The 22,327-nt window shown below is 60.6% G+C and carries 20 protein-coding genes; 6 read left to right on the top strand and 14 right to left on the bottom strand.

The window, feature by feature from the left end:
* Positions 1–27 precede the first annotated feature (27 nt).
* Positions 28–855, top strand: a complete 828-nt coding sequence (gene map, locus ACP15P_RS13595) for a type I methionyl aminopeptidase (RefSeq protein ID WP_424929017.1) — start codon at positions 28–30, stop codon at positions 853–855.
* Between the two features lie 3 nt (positions 856–858).
* On the opposite strand, the gene ACP15P_RS13600 is transcribed toward map, so the two are convergent.
* From ACP15P_RS13600 to ACP15P_RS13610, 3 genes are all read right to left on the bottom strand, one after another.
* On the bottom strand, positions 859–1,467 hold the full coding sequence (locus ACP15P_RS13600) for an ATP-binding cassette domain-containing protein (RefSeq protein WP_424929129.1): 609 nt from the start codon (positions 1,465–1,467) through the stop codon (positions 859–861).
* Positions 1,468–1,499: 32 nt separating this feature from the next.
* Complete coding sequence (locus ACP15P_RS13605) at positions 1,500–3,092, bottom strand: ABC transporter permease (protein WP_424929018.1); 1,593 nt, start codon at positions 3,090–3,092, stop codon at positions 1,500–1,502.
* Positions 3,093–3,202: 110 nt separating this feature from the next.
* Positions 3,203–4,423 carry an ABC transporter substrate-binding protein gene (locus ACP15P_RS13610; RefSeq protein ID WP_424929019.1) on the bottom strand — a complete coding sequence of 407 codons (1,221 nt, stop codon included), beginning with the start codon at positions 4,421–4,423 and terminating at the stop codon, positions 3,203–3,205.
* A 195-nt stretch (positions 4,424–4,618) separates the two neighbouring features.
* On the opposite strand from ACP15P_RS13610, the gene ACP15P_RS13615 reads away from it, so the two are divergent.
* The 4 genes from ACP15P_RS13615 to ACP15P_RS13630 all read left to right on the top strand — a co-directional run bounded on the left by ACP15P_RS13615 (position 4,619) and on the right by ACP15P_RS13630 (position 8,879).
* A complete protein-coding gene (locus ACP15P_RS13615) occupies positions 4,619–4,753 on the top strand; it encodes a hypothetical protein (RefSeq protein ID WP_424929020.1) in 135 nt (44 codons plus the stop codon).
* A gap of 75 nt (positions 4,754–4,828) precedes the next feature.
* A complete protein-coding gene (locus ACP15P_RS13620; protein WP_424929021.1) occupies positions 4,829–5,752 on the top strand; it encodes a hypothetical protein in 924 nt (307 codons plus the stop codon).
* A 105-nt stretch (positions 5,753–5,857) separates the two neighbouring features.
* Positions 5,858–7,432 carry a Re/Si-specific NAD(P)(+) transhydrogenase subunit alpha gene (locus ACP15P_RS13625; RefSeq protein ID WP_424929022.1) on the top strand — a complete coding sequence of 525 codons (1,575 nt, stop codon included), beginning with the start codon at positions 5,858–5,860 and terminating at the stop codon, positions 7,430–7,432.
* A 13-nt stretch (positions 7,433–7,445) separates the two neighbouring features.
* Complete coding sequence (locus ACP15P_RS13630) at positions 7,446–8,879, top strand: NAD(P)(+) transhydrogenase (Re/Si-specific) subunit beta (RefSeq protein WP_424929023.1); 1,434 nt, start codon at positions 7,446–7,448, stop codon at positions 8,877–8,879.
* A gap of 89 nt (positions 8,880–8,968) precedes the next feature.
* Here the strand turns inward: ACP15P_RS13630 and ACP15P_RS13635 are convergent, their stop codons facing one another.
* The gene (locus ACP15P_RS13635; protein ID WP_424929024.1) at positions 8,969–9,634 is read right to left on the bottom strand and encodes a pseudouridine synthase; all 666 of its coding nucleotides are present in this window, start codon (positions 9,632–9,634) and stop codon (positions 8,969–8,971) included.
* A gap of 48 nt (positions 9,635–9,682) precedes the next feature.
* On the opposite strand from ACP15P_RS13635, the gene ACP15P_RS13640 reads away from it, so the two are divergent.
* A complete protein-coding gene (locus ACP15P_RS13640; RefSeq protein ID WP_424929025.1) occupies positions 9,683–10,123 on the top strand; it encodes a universal stress protein in 441 nt (146 codons plus the stop codon).
* Here the strand turns inward: ACP15P_RS13640 and pgi are convergent.
* The 10 genes from pgi to ACP15P_RS13690 all read right to left on the bottom strand — a co-directional run bounded on the left by pgi (position 10,113) and on the right by ACP15P_RS13690 (position 22,292).
* The gene (gene pgi, locus ACP15P_RS13645; RefSeq protein ID WP_424929026.1) at positions 10,113–11,717 is read right to left on the bottom strand and encodes a glucose-6-phosphate isomerase; all 1,605 of its coding nucleotides are present in this window, start codon (positions 11,715–11,717) and stop codon (positions 10,113–10,115) included. The genes ACP15P_RS13640 and pgi overlap by 11 nt on opposite strands.
* A 4-nt stretch (positions 11,718–11,721) precedes the next feature.
* A complete protein-coding gene (eda, locus tag ACP15P_RS13650) occupies positions 11,722–12,363 on the bottom strand; it encodes a bifunctional 4-hydroxy-2-oxoglutarate aldolase/2-dehydro-3-deoxy-phosphogluconate aldolase (protein WP_424929027.1) in 642 nt (213 codons plus the stop codon).
* Positions 12,360–14,183 (bottom strand): phosphogluconate dehydratase, encoded by a 1,824-nt coding sequence (edd, locus tag ACP15P_RS13655; protein WP_424929028.1) that lies wholly within the window; start codon positions 14,181–14,183, stop codon positions 12,360–12,362. The genes eda and edd overlap by 4 nt, the downstream gene beginning before the upstream one ends.
* An 18-nt stretch (positions 14,184–14,201) precedes the next feature.
* Positions 14,202–14,888, bottom strand: coding sequence for a 6-phosphogluconolactonase (pgl, locus tag ACP15P_RS13660; protein ID WP_424929029.1), 687 nt, complete (start codon positions 14,886–14,888; stop codon positions 14,202–14,204).
* The gene (gene zwf / locus ACP15P_RS13665) at positions 14,885–16,345 is read right to left on the bottom strand and encodes a glucose-6-phosphate dehydrogenase (RefSeq protein WP_424929030.1); all 1,461 of its coding nucleotides are present in this window, start codon (positions 16,343–16,345) and stop codon (positions 14,885–14,887) included. The genes pgl and zwf overlap by 4 nt, the downstream gene beginning before the upstream one ends.
* A gap of 19 nt (positions 16,346–16,364) precedes the next feature.
* The gene (locus ACP15P_RS13670) at positions 16,365–17,294 is read right to left on the bottom strand and encodes a carbohydrate kinase family protein (protein ID WP_424929031.1); all 930 of its coding nucleotides are present in this window, start codon (positions 17,292–17,294) and stop codon (positions 16,365–16,367) included.
* Between the two features lie 86 nt (positions 17,295–17,380).
* The gene (locus ACP15P_RS13675) at positions 17,381–18,469 is read right to left on the bottom strand and encodes an ABC transporter ATP-binding protein (protein ID WP_424929032.1); all 1,089 of its coding nucleotides are present in this window, start codon (positions 18,467–18,469) and stop codon (positions 17,381–17,383) included.
* On the bottom strand, positions 18,462–20,126 hold the full coding sequence (locus tag ACP15P_RS13680; protein WP_424929033.1) for an alpha-amylase family glycosyl hydrolase: 1,665 nt from the start codon (positions 20,124–20,126) through the stop codon (positions 18,462–18,464). The genes ACP15P_RS13675 and ACP15P_RS13680 overlap by 8 nt, the downstream gene beginning before the upstream one ends.
* A 14-nt stretch (positions 20,127–20,140) precedes the next feature.
* On the bottom strand, positions 20,141–21,280 hold the full coding sequence (locus ACP15P_RS13685; protein ID WP_424929034.1) for a carbohydrate ABC transporter permease: 1,140 nt from the start codon (positions 21,278–21,280) through the stop codon (positions 20,141–20,143).
* 13 nt (positions 21,281–21,293) lie between these two features.
* Positions 21,294–22,292, bottom strand: a complete 999-nt coding sequence (locus tag ACP15P_RS13690; protein WP_424929035.1) for a carbohydrate ABC transporter permease — start codon at positions 22,290–22,292, stop codon at positions 21,294–21,296.
* Between the last annotated feature and the right edge of the window lie 35 nt (positions 22,293–22,327).

Raw genomic sequence — 22,327 nt, forward strand, 5'->3', positions numbered from 1 at the left:
GGTCGCGACAGCCGGGAGACCGAACCATTGGAAGGCAACCTGCCAGGCCACCTCAACAAGGATGGCATCCGCATTCATTCCAAAGACGATTTTGCCGGCATGCATGCCGCCGGTCGGCTTGCCGCGAACATACTTGACCGGATTACCGATCACGTTGTCCCTGGTGTTACCACTCTGGAACTGGATACGCTGATCCATCAGATGGTGATTGATGCGGGCGCCAAATCGGCCACGGTCGGCTACAAGGGCTATCAGCACGCCTCCTGCATTTCGATCAACCATGTGGTATGCCACGGCATTCCGTCGGAGAAGAAGAAACTCAACGCGGGCGATATTCTGAACATCGACGTGACGGTGATCGTGGACGGGTGGTTTGGTGACACCAGCCGCATGTATGTGGCGGGCCAGCCCAACCGCAAAGCGGCGCGTCTGATGGACATCACCCATGACGCCCTGTTTCAGGGCATCGCCCAGGTCAAACCCGGCAATACGTTTGGTGATATTGGAGCGGCCATTCAGCGCTATGCCGAGGCGCACCGCTGTTCCGTCGTGCGCGATTTCTGCGGTCACGGGCTTGGGCGGGTGTTTCATGCCGCGCCCAACGTGCTGCATTACGGCCGCTGGGGATCAAAGCCGGTTCTGGAGCCGGGGATGTTCTTCACCATTGAACCGATGATCAACCTGGGGCGGCCGGAAACCAAGGTTCTCGATGACGACTGGACGGCCGTCACACGGGACCGGTCGCTGTCGGCGCAGTTTGAGCACTCGATTGGTGTGACGGAGGATGGCTGCGAGATTTTCACGCTGTCCCCGGCCGGGCGCTTTCATCCGACCTGGAAGCGCGACGAAACCTAAACTTCAGCCTCCGACGGTGATGACCCGGCCGCCCGCGGCCTTGGCGTCCTCCGGGTCATGGGTGACGAGCACAACCGGCAGGCCGGCGGCACGGGCGTGATCGAAAACGAGGTTGCGAATCTGATCCCGCAGGCCCGCATCCAGTTTGGAAAACGGCTCATCGAGCAGTAGCGCCTTTGGTTGCGACAGCAGCACCCGCATGAGTGCCACGCGCGCCCTCTGGCCCCCAGACAGGGTTGCCGGGTCGCGGTCGGCAAATCCGGCGAGACCGACACCCGCGAGGGCTTCATCCACCGCCGCCATGCGCGCCTTGCGTCCTTTCACCGAGGGATGCAGGCCAAAGGCGAGGTTACCCCGCACGGAGAGATGCGGGAAGAGAACGTCGTCCTGGAAAAGGATGCCAACCTGCCGGTCCTGGGGCGGAAGAGCGGTAATGTCCCGGCCACCCAGGATGATACGACCCGATGTGTCGAATTCAGGGCTGATCGTGCCAGTCGCCATGGCGAGCAGCGTCGACTTGCCGGACCCGGACGGCCCCATGATCGACAGCGTTTCCCCCGGCGCGACCGTCGCGGAAAGGGTGAGGAGCCGCTGACCGTCGCGGGTCAGGATTACGTCCTGGAATTCGAGATCACCGTTAGAGGTCACTGTCGCGCCTCCATGGCCCTGCGGTTCCGCCAGACGAGCCTTGGTACCGCAAGTGCCACACCAAACCCGATAAACGGCAGGATCGCCTGGAGCAGACCATAGACACCGATCAGGCGGCGATCACCACCTGCCGTAAGCGCCACGGCCTCGGTGGTCAGGGTGGTCACGCGGCCCACGCCGATCAGGAGCGTGGGCAGATAGAGGCCCAGCGAAACGGCCAGGCCCACCGCCGCGGCGGTCAGAATTGGTGTCAGCATCAGTGGCAGGCGCACCCACCAGAAGATGCGCCACGGCCCGGAGCCGAGGGTCGCCGCAACGGTTGAAAACCGCGGATTAAGCGCCCTCCAAGGGTCAGAAAGTGACAGATAGACGTAGGGCAGGACAAACATGAGATGACAGACAAAAACTCCGAAATGGGTCCCGTCGAGGCCGGAGATCGCGCTGAGGATTTGCAGACCCAGTAAAAACGCAATCTGCGGCAGAATGAGCGGCAGATAGATGAGCCACATCCCCTGTCCGCGGTCCGGGGAACCGTCGAGGCGGGTTGTCTGCTGCAACTGGTACAGCACGAGGATCAGTGCCACGACCACACTTGCAACGGCAATCCCCATTCCGGTGGCCACGAGGGACAGGAGCGTGTCGCCCGACCGCATCCAGGTTTTGAGCGAGAACGCCTGAGGCAATGCGTCCGGGAAGCGCCAGAACCCGGCAAACGACCAGATTCCGAGGACCACGAGCCCCGCGAAGACCGCACCGGAAACGGCAAGTGCCGATACCAGGGCGATGGCACGCGGGAACCAGTCGGACCGCCCGCGGTGCCCCGCCATGATGCGCATCAGGGCCAAACGGGCGATAACAGTTTCACCGAAGCGCCAGAGCAGGAAGGCGAAGAGCACCAGTGCGAGTTGCAGTGTCGCCCCCGCGGCCGCCTGAAACCAGAGCGTGAGATCAGGGTCACGCATCCAGCCCGTCACCCGGACCGCGAGGGTCGCCGGTGTGGTGGGGCCGAGGATCAGCGCGACCTCAACCGTGGACATGGAGAAGGCCAGAACGGCGTAGACCGGCAGCCGGATCTGGGGGTAAACCCGTGGCAGAACGGTCCGGCACCAGCCCGAAACGCGACCATATCCAAGGGTCATGGCGGCGGCCAGTGTGCGGGAGGCATCGGCCTGGGGCAGTGCGGCAATGGTCATCAGCAGCAGGAACGGCACCTCCTTGATGACCAGACCTCCGATAAGTGTCAGACCCCAGGTGTCATGGATGATCAAAAGATCCGGCGGCGCGTTCCAGCCCGTCAACCAGGGTGACAACAGCCTCGACAGCCACCCGGATGGTGCAATCAGAAACGCGAGTCCAAATGCCGCCGCCGCGTGTGGGACCGACAATAGCGGTGACAGGACGCGCTCGACCCTGCGAAAACCGCGGGTGCCCTGAAAGGTTGCGACGATCAGTATGACCAGAATGACGGAAATTAGTGTGGCGGCGAGGCCGGTGCCGAGACTGAGCAGGGCGGACCGGAGGATGCCAGGTACCGCGAAAAGATCATGCCACGGTTGAAGCGAGAGGGTTTCGCCGCCCAGCGCAGGCATCCACCCAAAACCCGGGAGTATTGCACCGGCCAGCCCGGCCGTTACCGGGATGGCCAGGATCAGCGGAACCAGGCCGACGCGAAACCGGTGTTGAATGCCAGGCTGTCCAGCTATTGGGAAACCCCGTAGCGGGAAATCCAGTCTTCCGACAGGCGGTCCATCCAGCTTGGGTGTGGCTCCTGAAGCGCCTGGCCCAGCTCCTCGGGCGTCAGCGTGGCAACACCCAGTTCAAGCGAATCGAAGCGGGCGCGGTGGGTCTCGTTGAGCTTGTCCAGGTCGAGAACCGTGAAATTGCCCAGAACCTCGGGATCCTGCGCACGGGCCTGTGCCTCGGGCGACATCAGGAAGTTTGCGAAGACCATGGCCCCTTCCCTCGCCGAGGCGTTGTAGGGGATGGCCACGAAATTCGCGTTACCAATGGTTCCGCCCTCAAGGACATAGGAGCGCACGGTGTCGGGAAGCTCACCGGCCGCGATGGCGGCGCTGGCCTCGGACTGGTTGAAGGAGAACGCAATTTCAATCTCTCCATCTGCCAGAAGCTGTTTCATCTGGGTGCCGGTGGACGGATAGGCGCGGCCACTGCGCCAGAGATTCGGCGTCACACCATCGAGCCAGGCCCAAAGCGGTGCGGTCAGGTCCTCATAACGGTCCGGATCGACCGGCTCCTGAAGGACGGACGGGTCCTGCATAAGCTCATAGGCGGCCTGTTTGAGGAAGGTCAGGCCATGAAAATCCGGGGGCTGTGGATAGGTGAACCGACCGGGGTTTTCCTCCAGCCATTCGCCGATTGCGACGATGGATTTCGGCGGATCGGGCAGCGTTTCCGTATCGTGATAGAAAATCAGCTGCGCCATGCCCCACGGGGCCTCAAGACCATCGGTCGGCACCGTGAAATCGCTCTGGACGGTGGGTTTGCCCTCCACATCCACATACTGCCAGTTGGGAAGTTCCTCGGCCCAGGGGCCGTAAAGGAGGTCCTGCTCCTTCATGGAGGCGAAGTTGGCACCGTTGATCCAAATAAGATCAACCGACCCGTCCTCGTCACGACCCGCGGCCTTCTCCGAAACGACCTGGGACACGGCCTCGGCGGTATCGGCAAGTTTCACATGGGTAACGACTACGCCGCTGCGGTTGAGAATCTGTTCGGCCGCCCATTCGATATAGGCATTCCGGCGCGGATCGCCGCCCCAGGCGTGGAAATACACCTCCTGCCCGGTTGCCTTGGACTCAATCGCCGACCAGTGTTCCACGTCAATATGATGATCCGCCGCAGCAGTCGCGGCATGAAACAGGAACAACGGCACAACGGCGGCAAAAACGGATTTATGCATTCGACTTCCAATCGTTACGTACAGCCGGCAAATTCCCCGGCCTCCGGAGACTACCCATAGAATCTTTTCGGTACTCGCGTCCAAATTGTTTCACCAAAAACCGGATAGCATGATAAATCTTCCGTCGGGAGTTGCATTTGGCTCTAATCACAGGGAATTTTCGTCCTGAATTTTGCCATTGAGAGGAAATCGAAGATGATCCGAAGTCTGCTTGTCGTCACGGTCATCGCCATGCTGACCGCATCCTGCACCCGGGATGGGACGAAATGCGACGATGGCGGCGATGGCGGGGACAAAAACGGTATCGTCATTGACGGCGTGTGCCTCTGACGAAGGAAACGGCTGTCCAGTGAGTATTTCGAAGGACCGCGTAGCGGTACCGGTTAACGTGTGACTCCCTTAAGCGTGCTAGGTTTTCTGGGCCGGCAGGCCCGGTGGATTCTGCTTGGCGGGATCGCGCTTTGCTTTTTCATTCCCGAGGTGTCCCGGTTTCTGCGGCCGGCGCTGCCGTTTCTGGTCTGTGTCGTGCTTGGTCTCGCAATGGCGCGGGTGGATATGGTCGCGACGCTGCGCGCATCCGTTCAGCCTGGGCGTCTGGGATTCCTTTTTCTCGTCATGGTTGTACTGATGCCGGTCAGCGCCGGTATTTACCGGTTCGTCGCGACCGCGGTCGGGTTGGATACGGAGATGGTCATGGCGCTGGTGTATCTGGCGGCGGCGCCCCCCATCGCCTCGACGGGGACGCTGTGTTTCATTCTCGGCTACAACGCGAGGCTGGCCGTTGAGGTGACGGTGGCGTCAATGCTTTTGACGCCGGTGCTGGGGCCCCTGACCGTCGCGCTGTTTCTACCGGGTGAGGTCGTGATCACGCCGGTTGAGCTGGCGGTGAAGCTGTTTCTGATGATTGCGGGGGCGTGTCTTTTTGCACTCGTGCTCAATCTCGTGGCGGGGCGGGAAAGGCTGATGCGCTATTCGACCGAGCTGGATGGGGTGGGCGTCATTGCGCTGATCGTCTTCGTCATTCCGCTCTTTGACGGTGTGCCGCAGCTTTTGGCTGCGGATCCGGTGTGGGGTTTGAAGGTGCTGGTTTTGGCCACAATCGCCAATATTGGAGTGAACCTTTTGGTCCAGTTCCTGGCCGGTCTGGCCGGACCGCCGGGGGATACAGGTGCGCTGGGGGTTCTGTTCGGCAACAGAACAATTGCCATTTACCTGGCCGCCCTGCCGTTCATTGAAAGTTTTTCAGTATTTGTGGCGCTTTACCAGGTTCCAATGTTATTGACGCCGCTAATATTGCGTGCATTCTCTTTTCGCAATCGCAGCATTTGACAGAATCCGGACCGGTCCATAATAACCGGTCAGGGTGGGCGTTAACCATGGCCAACGGAACCGAGAGAGTTCCGGTCAATCAAGGAAGGAAGGGGATCCGTTCCAGTGATCATCGGTGTACCAAAAGAAATAGCATCGGGTGAGGCGCGTGTGGCGCTCACACCCCAATCCGCAGGGCAACTGGCCAAACTCGGTTACGAGGTGATCGTCGAGAGCGGTGCGGGTTCCGCAGCCCGTTTCACGGATGACGCCTATCGCGACGCCGGTGTTACCGTGGTAGATACCGCCGCCGACCTTTGGGCCAAGGCCGATGTTGTCGCCAAGGTGCGCGCACCGGAACCTTCCGAGGTAGAGGCCACCCGCGAAGGTCAGAAGCTGATCAGCTTCATTGCCCCGGCCCAGAACCCGGACCTGCTGGAGAGCCTGAAGGCAAAGGGCGTCACCACCATTGCCATGGACATGGTGCCCCGCATCTCCCGTGCGCAGAAGATGGACGCGCTGTCCTCGATGGCCAACATCGCGGGGTACCGCGCTGTCATTGAGGCCGGCAACAACTTCGGCCGCTTTTTCACCGGTCAGATCACCGCGGCGGGCAAGGTTCCCCCGGCGAAGGTTCTGGTCGTCGGCGCCGGCGTGGCCGGTCTGGCCGCCATTGGTACCGCCACATCGCTTGGCGCAATCACCCACGCCTTCGACGTGCGCCCCGAAGTGGCGGAGCAGATCGAGAGCATGGGCGCCGAGTTCGTGTTCCTGGACTTCGAGGAAGCCCAGCAGGACGGTGCGGCAACCGGTGGCTACGCGGCCCCGTCGAGCCCCGAATTCCGGGAAAAGCAGCTTGAGAAGTTCCGCGAGCTCGCCCCGGAGATGGACATTGTCATCACCACCGCTCTGATCCCCGGTCGTGACGCGCCGAAACTGTGGACCGAAGACATGGTTCACGCCATGAAACCCGGCTCGGTCATCGTCGACCTTGCCGCGGAAAAAGGCGGTAACTGTGACCTGACCGTACCGGACGAGAAAATCGTCACGGACAACGGTGTGACCATCATCGGCTACACGGATTTCCCGAGCCGGATGGCGACACAGTCCTCGACGCTTTACGCGACCAACATCCGTCACATGATGGACGACCTGACGCCGGAAAAAGACGGCAACCCGGTCATCAACATGGAGGATGACGTTATTCGTGGCGCCACGGTGACCCACGAAAACGAGATTACCTTCCCGCCTCCCCCTCCGAAGGTGGCCGCCATTGCGGCGCAGAAGCCCAAGGAAAAGAAAAAGGAACTGACCGCAGAGGAAAAGCGGGCCGAGGAGGTCGCGGCCTTCAAGGCGCAGACCAAACAGCAGGTCACGCTTCTTGCAGTTGGCGGTGCGCTGACCCTTCTGGTGGGTGCGGTGGCCCCGGCAAGCTTCATGCAGCACTTCATCGTGTTCGTGCTGGCGGTCTTTGTCGGCTTCCAGGTGATCTGGAACGTCAGCCATTCGCTTCACACGCCGCTGATGGCCGTCACCAACGCCATCTCCTCCATCATCATTCTGGGGGCGTTGATGCAGATCGGCTCGGGATCGTTCCTTGTCATTCTGCTGGCCGCACTCTCGGTCTTCATGGCCGGGATCAACATATTTGGCGGTTTCCTCGTAACACGGCGCATGCTCGCCATGTTCCAGAAGTCGTAAGGGGGCAGGAATAATGGAATTGGGATTCACCACCGCAGCCTACGTGGTTGCAGCCGTCCTCTTCATCCTCAGCCTTGGCGGACTTTCCGGCCAGGAAAGCGCCAAGCGCGCGGTCTGGTATGGCATAGTCGGCATGGCGCTGGCGGTTGTTGCGACACTGATCGGACCGGGATCCGGTCTGTGGCTTCTGTCGCTCATCCTCGTGCTTGCGGGCGGCGCCATTGGCTATGTCGTTGCAAAACGGGTTCAGATGACCGAAATGCCGCAGCTTGTTGCGGCCATGCACTCCCTGGTCGGCCTCGCCGCCGTGTTTGTGGGCTACAACGCCCATATCGAACTCGGTCGTGTGCTCGCCATGGACGAAACAGCCAGGGAAGCCCTGACCGGCTTTGCCGCCCTTCTCGCCCACAAGAGCCCGGTTGAGATCAACATCCTGCGCGTTGAGCTGTTCCTTGGCGTGTTCATCGGTGCGATCACCTTCACGGGCTCCGTCGTCGCCTATGGAAAACTAGCCGGCAAAGTCACCAGTGCGGCAACGAAACTGCCCGGCGGTCATGCGCTGAACGCCGGTGCTGCCGCCATCTCGCTGCTCTGCCTGATCTGGTACTTCAATACCGGTGGCTTCTTCCCGCTGTTTCTGATGACGCTGGCCGCGCTCTTCATCGGCTATCACCTCATCATGGGTATCGGCGGTGCGGACATGCCGGTGGTTGTATCCATGCTGAACAGCTATTCGGGCTGGGCGGCCGCAGCGATTGGCTTCTCGCTGGGCAATGACCTTCTTATCGTGGTTGGTGCGCTTGTGGGTTCGTCCGGTGCCATCCTGTCCTACATCATGTGTAAGGCCATGAACCGGAACTTTGTGTCCGTGATCCTCGGTGGATTTGGCGGCACGGGTGGACCTGCAATGGAGGTTGAGGGCGAGCAGATCGCCATCGACGCCGACAGTGTGGCCTCCGCTCTGGAAGACGCCGACAGCATTATCATCGTGCCAGGGTACGGCATGGCGGTGGCGCAGGCGCAGGGTGCGATTTCCGAACTGACGAAGCTGCTTCGCGGCAAGGGCAAGGAGGTGCGTTTCGCAATTCACCCCGTTGCCGGTCGTCTGCCGGGACACATGAACGTTCTGCTGGCCGAGGCGAAGGTGCCCTACGATATCGTTCTGGAAATGGACGAAATCAACGACGACTTCCCTTCCACGGATGTGGTGATCGTTGTTGGCTCGAACGACATCGTAAACCCCGCCGCCCAGGACGATCCGAACTCCCCGATCGCCGGTATGCCGGTTCTGGAAGTGTGGAAAGCCAAGCAGGTGTTCGTATCCAAGCGTGGTCAGGGTACTGGCTATTCCGGTATCGAAAACCCGCTGTTCTACAAGGAAAACACCCGCATGTATTACGGCGATGCCAAGGAAAGCGTAAACGCGCTACTACAGCGCATCAGCTGACGCTTGTTTTTGACGGGGTCGCGCGCCCCGTCAAAACAACCAAACCCCGCCCTTACCGGCGGGGTTTTTCTTTGCCTGATTACAGTGGATCAGAAAGGCACCGGCGCGGCGAATTTGATCCATGCGCCGCCATCGGGGTTCATAACCGTGATGTCGCTGGCATGGAGCTGCAACCTGTCCGCCGCCGCGAGCGCGGCACCCTGGGCGTAGAAACCGTCGCCAAGGATGGGGTGGCCAAGTTCACGCATGTGAACCCTCAACTGGTGACTGCGACCCGTTTGCGGTTTGAGTTCCATCCGGGTATGGCCGTCCGGTTCCCGCTCCAGGACCTTCCAGCGCGTCACCGCCGGTTTACCCCGCTCATAACACACCATTTGCAATGGGCGGTTGGGCCAGTCGCAGATGAGGGGCAGGTCAATGAAACCCTCATCCTGGGCGACATGCCCGTCCACGCGGGCCACGTAGGTTTTGCGTGTCTGCCGCCGCTCGAACTGCCAGTTGAGGTGCCGCTGTGCGAGCCGGGTACGGGCAAAGAGGATGACACCGGACGTATCCATATCGAGGCGATGGATCAGCAGGCTTTCGGGAAAGGCGGCTTTCACGCGGGCCTCAAGGCAATCCTGCGGGCCCGGCGGCTTGGCAGGAACGCTCAGCAAACCTGAGGGCTTGTCAAACGCGAGAAGGCTGTCATCCTTGTGGACAAGCCTGAGACCAGGTTCCGGGTCGTAAACCTGACCCATATCAAGGCGCAACATTTTGGAATCCGGTTTCATCAGGTCAGCGCATAAAGTGGAGGGGTCAAAATGTATAGCAACATTCTTGTGCCGGTGGACCCGACGCATGTCGAGGTGGCGGACAGACTGATTGAGGTGGCGAATAAACTGGTCAGCGATGGTGGAAGCATCACCGTGGTGTCCATCATAGAGCCGCTTCCGGCCTATGTTCAGGGCTATCTGGCGGCAAATGCGCTCACGGACACGATTGCGGCGAACAAAAACAAGGCCAGGGAGACGCTGGAACAGCTGCAAACCAAGGTGCCGGGCACGTCGCACGCCCTGCTTGACGAGGGGCATCCGCCGTCGGAAATCCTCCGGCTGGCCAAGGAGGGCAACATGGATCTGATCATCCTTGGCAGCCATCGTCCGGCGCTGAAGGACTACATGCTCGGTTCAACCGCAGCCCGCGTGGTGCGCCACGCGGAATGCAGCGTGATCGTCGAGCGGTCGGTTATCGTCAGGCAGTAAGCGACCTGAGCTCCGCCAAAAGCCCGGCGGTTGATCCGTCTTTGGTGTCCAGGCCCTCGCCGGTCTGGACCAGCGGCAGAAGTGCGGTCGCCAGTTCCTTCCCGAGTTCCACACCCCACTGGTCGAAGCTGTTGATGCCCCAAATGACACCTTCGACGAATACGCGATGCTCATAGAGCGCGATGATCCGACCCAGTGTCGCCGGGTCGAGGCGCGCGTAGATCAGCGTGGTTGAGGGACGATTGCCTGGGAAGACCTTGTGCGGTGCGAGGGCCGGGTCGTTGACGAGGCCCTTCGCTGTCTCCAGGTCACGGCCCTTCATCAGCGCCTCGGACTGCGCGAGGCAATTTGACAGCAGCAACTCGTGGTGGTGACGCAGGTCGCTCTCGTGTCCGTTCGCCGCGACCAAAAACTCACAGGGGATCACGTTGGTGCCCTGATGGATCAACTGGTAGAAAGCGTGCTGACCGTTGGTGCCGGCCTCGCCCCAGACGATGGGACCACTGGCGGAGGACAGGGTCTCGGATTCCAGGTTCACACCCTTGCCATTAGATTCCATGTCGAGCTGCTGCAAATATGCGGGCAGGCGCGACAGGCGCTGGTCGTAGGGCAGAACCGCGCGGGACGGATAGCCACAGAAATTGCGGTGCCAAATGCCCACGAGGGCCAGAAGAACCGGCATGTTCTGCGGCAAAGGTGTTTCCTGGAAGTGTCGGTCCATTTCGTGCGCGCCGGAAAGGAACTCCTTAAACCGCTCCGGACCAATGGCAATCATCAGCGGCAGCCCAACCGCCCCCCAGACGGAATAGCGTCCACCAACCCAGTCCCAGAACCCAAACACCCGTTCGTCGGAAATGCCGAAAGCGGCCGTTTTCTCCAGCGCGGTTGAAACCGCCGCGAAATGCTGGTCCGCGGCCTTTTCGCCCAGCGCCGAACGGAGCCAGCCCTGCGCCGTTTTGGCGTTGGTCATGGTCTCGATGGTGGTGAAGGTCTTGGACGCAATAACGATCAGGGTCGTTGCCGGGTCGAGCGGTGCCAGCACGTCATGGATATGCGCGCCATCCACGTTGGAGACGTAATGCAGCTTCGGTCCGTCGTGATATGGCGCGAGTGCCAGTGTTGCCATTACGGGGCCGAGATCGCTGCCGCCAATGCCGATATTGACGACATCGGTGAATTTCTGACCGCCGGACGCGGCAATGGAGCCGTCGCGTACGCCATTGGCAAAGGCGGTCATGTTGTCGAGAACCCGGTTGACCTCGGGCATGACATCCTCACCATCGACCAGAACGGGCGTGTTTGACCGGTTTCGCAGCGCCGTGTGCAGAACAGCGCGGTCCTCGGTCGTGTTGATTTTCTGGCCCGCGAACATCTCGTCGCGGCGGGTCGGCACGCCGCTGGTCTCCGCAAGCTGAATGAGCAGCGTCAGAGCGTGCGAATCGAGGTTCGTCTTGGAGAAATCAAGCCGCATGTCCCCGAGCGTCGCGGAGAACTCTTGGAACCGGTGCGGGTTCCGGTCGAAAAGTGACGTGATGCGGCGGTCTTCCGAGCTTTTTGCCGCCTCCTCAAGCTCCTGCCAGATCCGCTGCGTCATTTCTTTATGCTCCCAGCTGCGATGCCTCGCGGGCGATCGCCTCAATCTCGTCCCATTTTCCGGCATTCATCAGATCAGCCGGTGCAACCCACGATCCGCCCACGCATAGCACGTTCGGCAGCGACAGGTAATCAGCCGCGTTCTGCGGGGTAACGCCACCGGTCGGGCAGAAATTGATCTGCGGGATCGGGCCGTTCCAGGCTTTCAGCACCGGCGCACCGCCATTGGCCTCCGCCGGGAAGAATTTGCAGACGTCATAGCCACGGGAATACATTTTCATGGCTTCGCTTACGGTGGCCGTCCCGCCCAGCAGCGGCAGGTCCTCGGCCTCGCAGGCATCGATCAGTTCGTCGGTAATGCCTGGGGATACACCGAACAGGGCGCCGGCCTCTTTCGCCGCGCGCACATCCGCAGGCGACAGCAGCGTGCCCGCCCCAACGACGCCGCCCTCAACGGTTGCCATCTCGCGGATCACGTCGAGCGCGTTCGGCGTGCGCAGGGTCACTTCCAGGACGGGAAGTCCACCGGCCACCAGCGCTTTGGCCAGAGGAACGGCATGCGATGTATCCTTGACGACCAGAACGGGAATGACCGGCGCAAGACCGCAAATCTCCCGGGAATATTTGGCTGCGTCCTGTGGCGTCATCTGTATCTCTCCATTGAAACGCTGGATGCACCGGTTTCGGCGGGTCCAACGGCATTTCGGAAGGTGGCAAACAGTTCGCGTCCCGTTCCGGTTTCATTCGCTGTCAAAATGGCTCTGGTTGGATGACGGTCGAACACACCGGGGGTCAGTACGTCAAGTGTTCCGTTCACGGCGTCGACTTTAACGACGTCCCCGTCCTGCAAAAGCGCGAGCGGACCGCCGTCCAACGCCTCCGGGCTGACGTGGATCGCCGAGGGAACCTTGCCGGATGCGCCCGACATGCGGCCGTCGGTGACCAGAGCTACGCGGAGCCCCCGGTCCTGCATCACCGCGAGAACCGGTGTGAGGCTGTGGAGTTCGGGCATTCCGTTGGCCTTTGGCCCCTGGAAGCGCACGACAACGACCATGTCGCTGATCAGTTCACCAGCCTTGAACGCGGCTTTTACCTCATTCTGGTCATGGAAAATCCGTACGGGTGCCTCAATGATCTGGCGTTCCGGCGCCACGGCGGAGACTTTCATCACGCCGGTTCCAAGATTGCCGCTCAGGCGGCGCGTGCCGCCGGTTGACTGGAACGGATCGGACATGGGACGCAGAATTTTGTCGTTCAGCGTCTCTTTGGCGCCATCTTCCCAACTCAGGGCGCCATCGACGAGCTTCGGCTCCTGAACGTAGTTTCCGAGACCATCGCCAACCACGGTCTTCGTGTCCGGGTGAAGCAGGCCACCGTCGAGAAGTTCGCCAATCATGTAGCCAAGCCCTCCGGCCGCGTGGAAGTGATTCACGTCGGCAAGTCCGTTCGGATAGACCCGCGCCATAAGCGGCGTGGCATCGGAGAGTTCCGCAAAATCCTCCCAGTCCAGCACCACGCCCGCGGCACGGGCCATGGCGATCAGGTGGATCAGCAGGTTGGTGGAGCCGCCCGTGGCGTTCAGGCCGACGATACCGTTCACGAAAGCCCGCTCGTCGAGCACGTCACACACCGGCGTGTACTCATTGCCAAGCGCGGAGATCGAGAGCGCCCGCTTGGCCCCCTCAATTGTCAGCGCCTCACGCAGGGGCGTGCCCGGGTTCACGAAACTGGAGCCGGGCAGGTGCAGCCCCATGAACTCCATGAGCATTTGGTTGGTGTTCGCCGTGCCGTAGAAAGTGCAGGTGCCGGGGCCGTGATAGGACGCCATCTCGGCCTCCATCAGCTTGTCACGCCCGACCTCGCCGGTTGCGAACTGCTGGCGTACCTTGGCCTTCTGGTCGTTGGGAATACCACTTGGCATCGGTCCAGCGGGCAGGAACACGGCCGGAAGGTGACCGAACGTGGCCGCTGCAATCACCAGACCAGGAACGATCTTGTCGCAGACGCCGAGGTAAACCGTGCTGTCAAAAACATTGTGGCTGAGCGCAACACCTGCCGCCATGGCAATCACGTCGCGGGAGAACAGGCTGAGTTCCATGCCCGGCTGACCCTGGGTGACGCCGTCACACATGGCGGGAACACCACCCGCGACCTGTGCCGTACCGCCGACCCTGGCCGCGGCCTGACGGATGAGCGCCGGATAGGTCTCGAAGGGCTGATGCGCCGAGAGCATGTCGTTATAGGCGGTGACGATGCCGAGGTTTCCGGCGCTCTCGCCAACAAGGATGTCCTTTTCCCCGTCGCTCATCGCCGCATAGGCGTGGGCCTGGTTGCCGCAGGTCAGATGCGCCCTTCGCGGCCCCTCGTCCCGCGCCCGGGCCATCCGCTCGAGATAGGGTTTGCGCACCGGAGCGGACCGCTCGACGATGCGGTCTGTTACACGGACGACAGTGGCATTCAGGCTCATGTCAAATTCCTCGTAGTATCAGGTGGCGTAGTGGACCGTGACCGGGCGCTCCGCCTCAAAAACCGTGCGGACGGGGGCTTCCGCCGCCGGCCCGTCTTCGAGCGCTGTTTCGAGCGCGGTCATTTTCTCCGGCCCCTGGATCAGGATGTGGGCGTTTTTTGCGGATTTCAGCACCGGCCCCGAGAGGGACAGCCGCGATTCCGGCTGACCGGCCGGATTGACCTCGACCAGAACCGGAGCGTCATCGGCCACCGCGTCCTCCAGCTCCTTCGCATCCGGGAACAGGGACGCGGTGTGCATGTCGGCACCCATGCCAAGAACCAGCACATCGATGGGCAGAATCGCGTGAACCCGCTCCCGGGCTTCATTCAACGGGTCGGCACCGGCGTTGTAGTTGATCAGCGTGGCCTGCGCCGCATGGTTGTGGAGCAGGGTTTCGCGTACGAGGCGGGTATTCGAACGGTCGGAATCCTCCGGCACCACGCGTTCGTCGGTGAGCAACACGGTAACATTCGACCAGTCCATGTCCTCTTCGGACAGCATTTCCAGAAACGGACCGGGCGTTGTGCCTCCGGGAACGGCGAGACTGGCCTGCCCATTGGTGGCCAGTGCCCGGCGCAGTTCACTGGCGACGGTGTCGGCTATACCGCGCATCAGGGCAGTGCGATCGGGCCAGGTTTTGATGGAAACGTTGGAATAACTCACGCTGAAATCTCTCGCCAGAGGTGCCCCTCGGCACCGGTCAGCTTGTAGGATTCGATAGGCCCGCCGGTTTTCGGATCGTAGGGCAGCGGCCGGACGGAACTCTCCGACCAAAGCTTGATGATCGGGTCGGTCCAGGCCCAGGCAGCCTCCACCTCGTCGCCCCGCATGAACAGGGTCTGATCCCCGCGGATCACGTCCATGATCAGACGCTCATAGGCCTCGGGCATGACACCCGCCTCCTCGCCCAGCGCATCGGCAAATGTCATGTCGAGAGGCACCTCGATCAGGCGCATTCCGCCGGGGCCCGGATCCTTGATCGTTACGCGCATGGTAATGCCCTCATCCGGCTGAAGCCGAATAATCAGGGCATTGCCCTTTTGCGCATCGACCTGCGGGAATATGGTGTGAGGCGGATGTTTGAAGGTTACCACGATTTCCGACAGCCGCGCACCGAGTTTCTTACCCGTTCTTAGGTAAAAAGGTGTACCAGCCCAGCGCCAGTTTGAGATGTGGCAACGCAAAGCAACGAAGCTTTCGGTCCTACTGCTGGGATCGCCCACGTGGTCAAGATAGCTCCCCTCGTCACCAGTTGCACGATACTGCCCCCGAACCGTGTCGGAAGCGGACAACGGATCCAGTGCGCGGATAACCTTGAGTTTTTCGTCGCGCACGGCATCAGGTTCAAACCGGGCGGGCGGCTCCATCGCGGTCAGGCAGAGAAGCTGCATCATGTGGTTCTGGACCATGTCCCGCATGGCTCCGGATTTGTCGTAATAGGCGCCACGCCCCTCGACACCCACGGTTTCGGCCACGGTGATCTGGATATGCTCCACGTGCCGCGCGTTCCAGAGCGGCTCGAAAAGGGCATTCGCAAACCGGATTGCCATCAGGTTCTGGACCGTCTCCTTGCCGAGATAGTGGTCGATCCGGTATATCTGCTGCTCGCAGAAGCTCTGCGACAGGGACCGGTTGAGCGCCACAGCGGATTCAAGGTCATGGCCAAGGGGTTTTTCAACAACAATTCGGCTGTCCGGCGTTGCGATACCCGATTTGGACAGGCGGGTTGCAATGTCCTCGAACAGCGACGGTGCCACGGAAAGATAGAACGCCCGGATGCTGTCCGAGCGCTCGTTTAGCAGTTTTTTAAGTTCGGGCCAGCCGTTGGTGCCTTTGGCATCGATCTGCACGTACTCGATGCAGTTCAGGAAGTTTTTGACAACCTCGGGCTTCAGCACTTTCGGATCAACGAACTCGTCCAGTGCCTCGGAAACCGTCTTCCGGAACGCTTTTACGTCCATTTCGGACCTGGCGGCACCAACGATCCGGGCATCCGTGGGCATTTGGCCAACGGCCATGCGACGGTAAAGGCTGGGGAAAATTTTACGACGTGCGAGGTCGCCGGTGCCGCCGAAGATCACAAGATCAAAGGGCTGAACCGGAATAACCGTTGATACCATTTACGTGTCTTTCGTTGGTCTAGTTCAGATCGGAACGACGCGGCATGTCCGCACCGCGGCGGGAGCAGGTAATGGCAGCGGCGCGGGCCGCAAAATTGAGGATGTCGGACAGACCGTCCGAATCCATGTTGTCGAGAGCCGCCTTCGGCCCGCCCGGCTCTTCCATCAGGCGGGTCAGCAGGGCCGCCTGGAACGTGTCCCCGGCCCCGACAGTGTCGATCACCTCCGACTTGGGCGGTGTGGCGGTGGCGGTAGCACCATTGGCCAGAACGGCCCGCGCCGGCCCGGACCCGTCGGTGACCGCGACCATCTGCACGCCCCGCTCGATCAGTTGCGCGGAGTATTCCTCGGCCGACATGCCAGGATGCAGAATTTCCAGATCCTCGGCGCTGATTTTTACGAGGTTCGCATGTCCGTAAAGCTTGTCGAGGCGGATGCGCCAGATGCCCATGTCAGGCTCAACGGTCGGGCGGATGTTGGGGTCGAGCGAAATGAAACGGTCGTCAAACTTCTCTGCCAGATGCGCCAGCACGCCCGCCACGGGCGGAGCGACAACAGAAAACGATCCGAAATGGAAGCCGGTCACGTCAGAGCCGATCTCCGGCAGTTCCTCAAGCGTAACCCCCGACCCGGCCGAATTCTCGTCGTAAAACTGATAGGCGGGAACACCCACCGAATCGACACCCACCACACTCAGCGTCGTGGGCCGGTCGGTGGAGATGGCATAGCGGGTGGAAACATTCTCGGACCGCAGAACGGTTTCAAGACGCTGACCCAGCATGTCCGTGGAGATACCCGTCAGCAGCCCGGAATCGGCGCCAAGGCGGGACATTCCGATGGCAACATTGAAAGGCGAACCGCCAGCGCGCGCATCGTATGTCGCGATGCCGGGTCCCTGTTCGTTCTCAAGAAACAGGTCGAACAGCGCTTCTCCACAGACCAAAAACATGTATCGCTCCCCCGCTCATTTCCGGCAAAGGCTATAAATCACGAAAAGTGATTTATTCCAAGCACTGTTTTCAGGCTAGCGGAGAATCATCTGTGATGAAAGGAAATTCCATTTGAATCAAAGAGATGAAGTTTCTCCCGCGCCGCTGTCAGCTTGATGCTCTCACCTTTTTTCAACCGATGGATCCCTGGAAGCTTGGCAATCGCGGGCTCATCCCCGCCAATTTTTGCGAGGTGGACCAGCGTGGTTTCACCAAGGCCCTCAATGATTTCCACGGTGCCATTCACCAGGACGCCCTCCTGCGAGGGTACGAGATCCTCGGGCCGAATGCCCAACTGCACTGCCGTGCCCATATCTGCATCGGCGCTTGGAACAGACACATGGGCCGTGCCCCCGGCCTCAAGCTCCACGGCCGTCTCGGCGCCCGTTGAGACTACCTTGCCGTGAAAGATGTTCATGGCAGGAGAGCCAATGAACTGCGCCACAAAGAGGTTTGCCGGGCGCTCATAGAGCTCCAGGGGCGACCCCACCTGCTCAATATCCCCACCATGCAGCACCACAATCCGCGAGGCCAGGGTCATGGCCTCAACCTGGTCGTGGGTCACGTAGATCATGGTCGAATCGGGCAGGCTCTCCTTCAGCTGCGCAATCTCAATTCGCGTGGCGACGCGCAGGGCCGCATCAAGGTTCGAGAGCGGCTCATCGAAAAGGAACACCTTCGGCTGCCGCACAATCGAACGACCGATTGCAACACGCTGACGCTGACCACCCGACAGTGCTTTGGGCAGACGGTCGAGATAGGGCTCAAGCTGAAGCATCTTCGCCGCGCGATCCACCGCCGCCTCAATCTCCGCCGGCGGGGTTTTGGCGATTTTCATGCCGAACGCCATGTTTTCACGGACGGTCATGTGGGGGTAAAGCGCGTAGGACTGGAACACCATCGCGATACCACGCTGCGCGGGCGGCACGTCATTCATGCGAACGCCGTCGATCTGAAGGTCACCGCCGCTGATTTTCTCCAGCCCCGCAATCATGCGCAGAAGGGTGGATTTGCCGCAGCCGGAGGGTCCGACGAACACGATCAGCTCGCCGGTGTTGATGTCGAGATTGATATTCCGCAGAACCTCAACCGGACCATAGGATTTGGAGACGTTTGAAAGTGTTAGCTCAGCCATTGTTCCCCCCGGAATTTTGGTTTGTCTTTTGTCGTGCAAAGAACGCCTGACCACCGTCCAGATGCGCCATGCCGTGTTCGATCTGCGCCTCGAATCCCGGCGCGGCGACCTGCTCCCATTCGCCATCAGGCAGCGAAACCGTGAGTGGCGATTTCATCAGGTTGAATGCGCAGAACATGCTCTCGCCTGGCATGGTCCGCACAAAGGCCACATGGCCGTCGCCAATATCGCGAACCTCGAACTCACCCTTGGCCAAAACGGCGTGATCCTTACGCCACGCGATCATGTCGCGGTAGAAGGACAGCATTGAGGCCGGGTCGCCTTCCTGAACCTCGACCGCGGCGTTTACGTGATCGGCCGATACCGGCAGCCAGGGTTTCGACTGACTGAAACCGCCATTGCTGTTGTCTTTCTGCCAGACCATCGGCGTGCGGCAACCGTCCCGGCCCTTGAATTTTGGCCAGAACCGCTTGCCATAGGGGTCCTGAAGCGCCTCAAACGGCACATCTGCCTCCCGCAGGCCCAGTTCCTCGCCCTGGTACAGGCACACGGAGCCGCGCAGCGACAGCATCAGCGCCAGATAGACCCGCAGCATGTCCTCATCGAGGTTCCAGCGGGAGGAATGGCGCTCAACATCGTGGTTCGAAAATGCCCAGCAGGCCCAGCCGTCTGCCGCGACCTTGCTGAATTTCTGCAGCACCTCGCCAACGCGTCGACCGGTCGGAGCATCAGGCGCCAGGAACTCAAACGCGTAGCACATGTGCATCAGGTCATCGCCACGGGTGTATTCGCCCATGATCTGCATGCCACGCTGTGCGTCCCCGACCTCACCCACGGCGGCGGTATCCGTGTACTCGTTCATCAGGGCGCGCAACCGTCGCAGGAAACCAGTCATTTCGGGACGGCTTTTGTCGAACAGATGATCCTGATGGTTGTACGGGTTCACGGCCGGCGCAGTGGAATAGTCGCGATCCTCCGGCGCCAGCGGCGGATTGCTCCGCAATTCCTCATCGTGAAAGTAGAAGTTGATCGTATCGAGCCGAAACCCGTCCACACCCCGGTCCAGCCAGAACCGGGCAGTGTTCAGCAGCGCGTCCTGCACTTCCGGTTCATGGAAATTCAGATCCGGCTGCTGGGTCAGGAAGTTGTGCATGTAGTACTGCAGACGCTCCGAGTCCCACTCCCAGGCCGGGCCGCCAAAGATCGACAGCCAGTTGTTGGGCGGCGTTCCGTCCGGGCTCGGTTCGGCCCAGACATACCAGTTGGATTTAGGGTTATCCCGGCTCGAGCGGCTTTCCTTGAACCACGGATGCTGGTCAGAGGTGTGGCTGATGACGAGGTCGATCAGCACACGAATACCCAGTTCATGCGCCCGTTCGATCAGGGCATCGAAATCGGCCAGTGTGCCAAACATCGGATCAATGTCGCAGTAATCCGTGATGTCATACCCGAAATCCAGCATGGGAGATTTAAAGATCGGAGATATCCAGACCGCATCCGCACCCAGTTTTGCCACATGCGGCAGGCGCTGGATAATCCCCTGGAGGTCCCCGATGCCGTCGCCGTCGGAATCCTGGTATGAGCGCGGATAGATCTGATAGATCACCGCGCCACGCCACCAGTCCGGATCGGAACGCAAAGCTGAATTTGTCGCCACGGGTTTACTCACTTCTACTTGACGGACCCGGCCAGCAGGCCGCGAACCAGGTAACGCTGCATCGAGAAGAACACGACGAGCGGAATTGCGATTGATACGAATGCCGAGGTCGCCAGGATCTCCCACTGACCGCCGCGCGAACCAAGCAGGTTCACCAGGCGCCCGGTCAGAACCAGAGTGTCATCATCCGTGCCAAGGAACACCAACGCCACCAGCAGGTCATTCCACGTCCACAGGAACTGGAAGATCGCAAAAGACGCCAGCGCCGGGAAACTCAGTGGCAGAACGATTTTGACAAAGATTTGGAAATCCGTCGCACCGTCGACCCGCGCGTTCTCGATGATGTCCTTGGGCAGGCCAACCATGTAGTTGCGCAGCAGATATATGGCGAGCGGCAGACCAAAGCCGGTATGCGCCAGCCAGGTGCCCAGATAACCCTTACCGATACCGATGTCGTTGTGCAGCTGCAGAAGCGGGATCAACGCGAGCTGCAACGGGACCACCAAAAGCCCCACGACAGCAGCAATCAACAGCGCACGACCGGGAAAATCCATCCAGGCCAGTGCATAGGCCGCAAATGCCGCAATCAGAATGGGAATGATCGTCGCCGGAATGGACACCGTCAGTGTATTGATAAACGACTTCCCAATACCGGCCGCCGCGGTCGAACTGAACAGCACGTTGCGGTAGTTTTCGAGTGTGAAATCAGGTGGTGACGACACGGTCGAAAAGATCCGGGGCAGACGTTCACCCTCAAAACTCTCCGGTCCGGACAGAACGAACCGGCCTTCTTCCGAAAGGACCAGGGTCTCCCCATCTCCGAGGTCGGCCACGTCGCCGGGGCCATATGCCTCCGTTTCCCGGGAGCTCGTCCCCCAGGCGGATACCGAAACGGAAGAGTTCTCAAACAGATCGCCCTCAATCACGAACATGCCGTCGCGCTCGACCTCATCGCCGCTGATGCGGATGGCGGGGTTCTGACGCTCCTGTGTCGACAGGGCCGACCACCAGCCGCTCGACGCGATCTGATCACCCGTGCGGAACGACGACACGAACAGACCAACGGTCGGGAAGACCCACGCCGCGACCAGCAGCACAACGGACAGGTGAACCGCCCAGACCAGGGATGATTTTTTGCCTACGACTTCGCTCATTGCACCATCCCCCCTATTTCAGTTCCTTGCGAACGTTGTGCACGTTCCAGATCAAAATCGGCAGAACCAGCAGCATGATGACCATCGCCGCGGCGGAGCCCACACCCCAGTCAAACGACCGGAACATCTTGTCATACATGTAGTTGGCGAGAACCTGCGTCTCCCACTGGCCGTTGGTCATGGCCAGAACGATGTCGAACACCTTGAGCACAACGAGCGTAATGGTCGTCCAAACCACCACGATCGTGCCCATAATCTGCGGCACCTTGATCTTGAAGAAAATCTGGAAAGGATTCGCGCCGTCGATGATTGCAGCTTCCACCGTCTCCTCGGGAATACCACGCAGGGCGGCGGACAGGATCACCATCGCGAAACCGGTCTGGATCCAGATCAGCACGACCATCAGCAAAAAGTTGTTCCACGGAATAATGGTCAGCCACGTCTGCGGCTCGCCACCCATCCAGACCCAGATGGCGTTGAGGACGCCGATCTGATCCTGGCCCTCCGGGCGTGTGTCGTAGATCAGCTTCCAGATTACCGACGCGCCAACGAAGGAAATTGCCATGGGCATAAACACCATCGACTTGGCGATGCTGCCCCAGCTGATCCGGTCGGTCAGCTGCGCGGCAAGCAGCCCAAACGCGGTCGACATCGCCGGCACGATCAGAAGCCACAGGAAGTTGTTGCGAAGCGCTTCCCAAAACTTCGGTTCCGCCATCATCGCACTGTAATTGGCTAAGCCGACGAAGGCGCCGCCGGCGTCCCGGTCGGTCAGGGAGAGCCACAATGTGGCGACAACCGGATAGGCGAGGTAAAGCCCAAGGGCGAATACGGCCGGAAAGAGAAACAGCCAAGGCCGGACCATGTTGGCGCGGTTGATGTTGCGCCCCATATCCTTGCCTTTGGCCGGAAAAATGACCTTATCGAGTATCTGGTTGGAAAAGTAAAAGTACCCTACACACCCCCCAACCCCAAGGATGATCGTGATAATACCCTGCAATGCCGGATGCATGAGCCCCTCCCCTGGCTGATTAAAGGAGACCCCGC

The organism is Amaricoccus tamworthensis (genome assembly GCF_049800875.1).
In the GTDB taxonomy this organism is placed as follows: Bacteria; Pseudomonadota; Alphaproteobacteria; order Rhodobacterales; family Rhodobacteraceae; genus Amaricoccus; species Amaricoccus tamworthensis.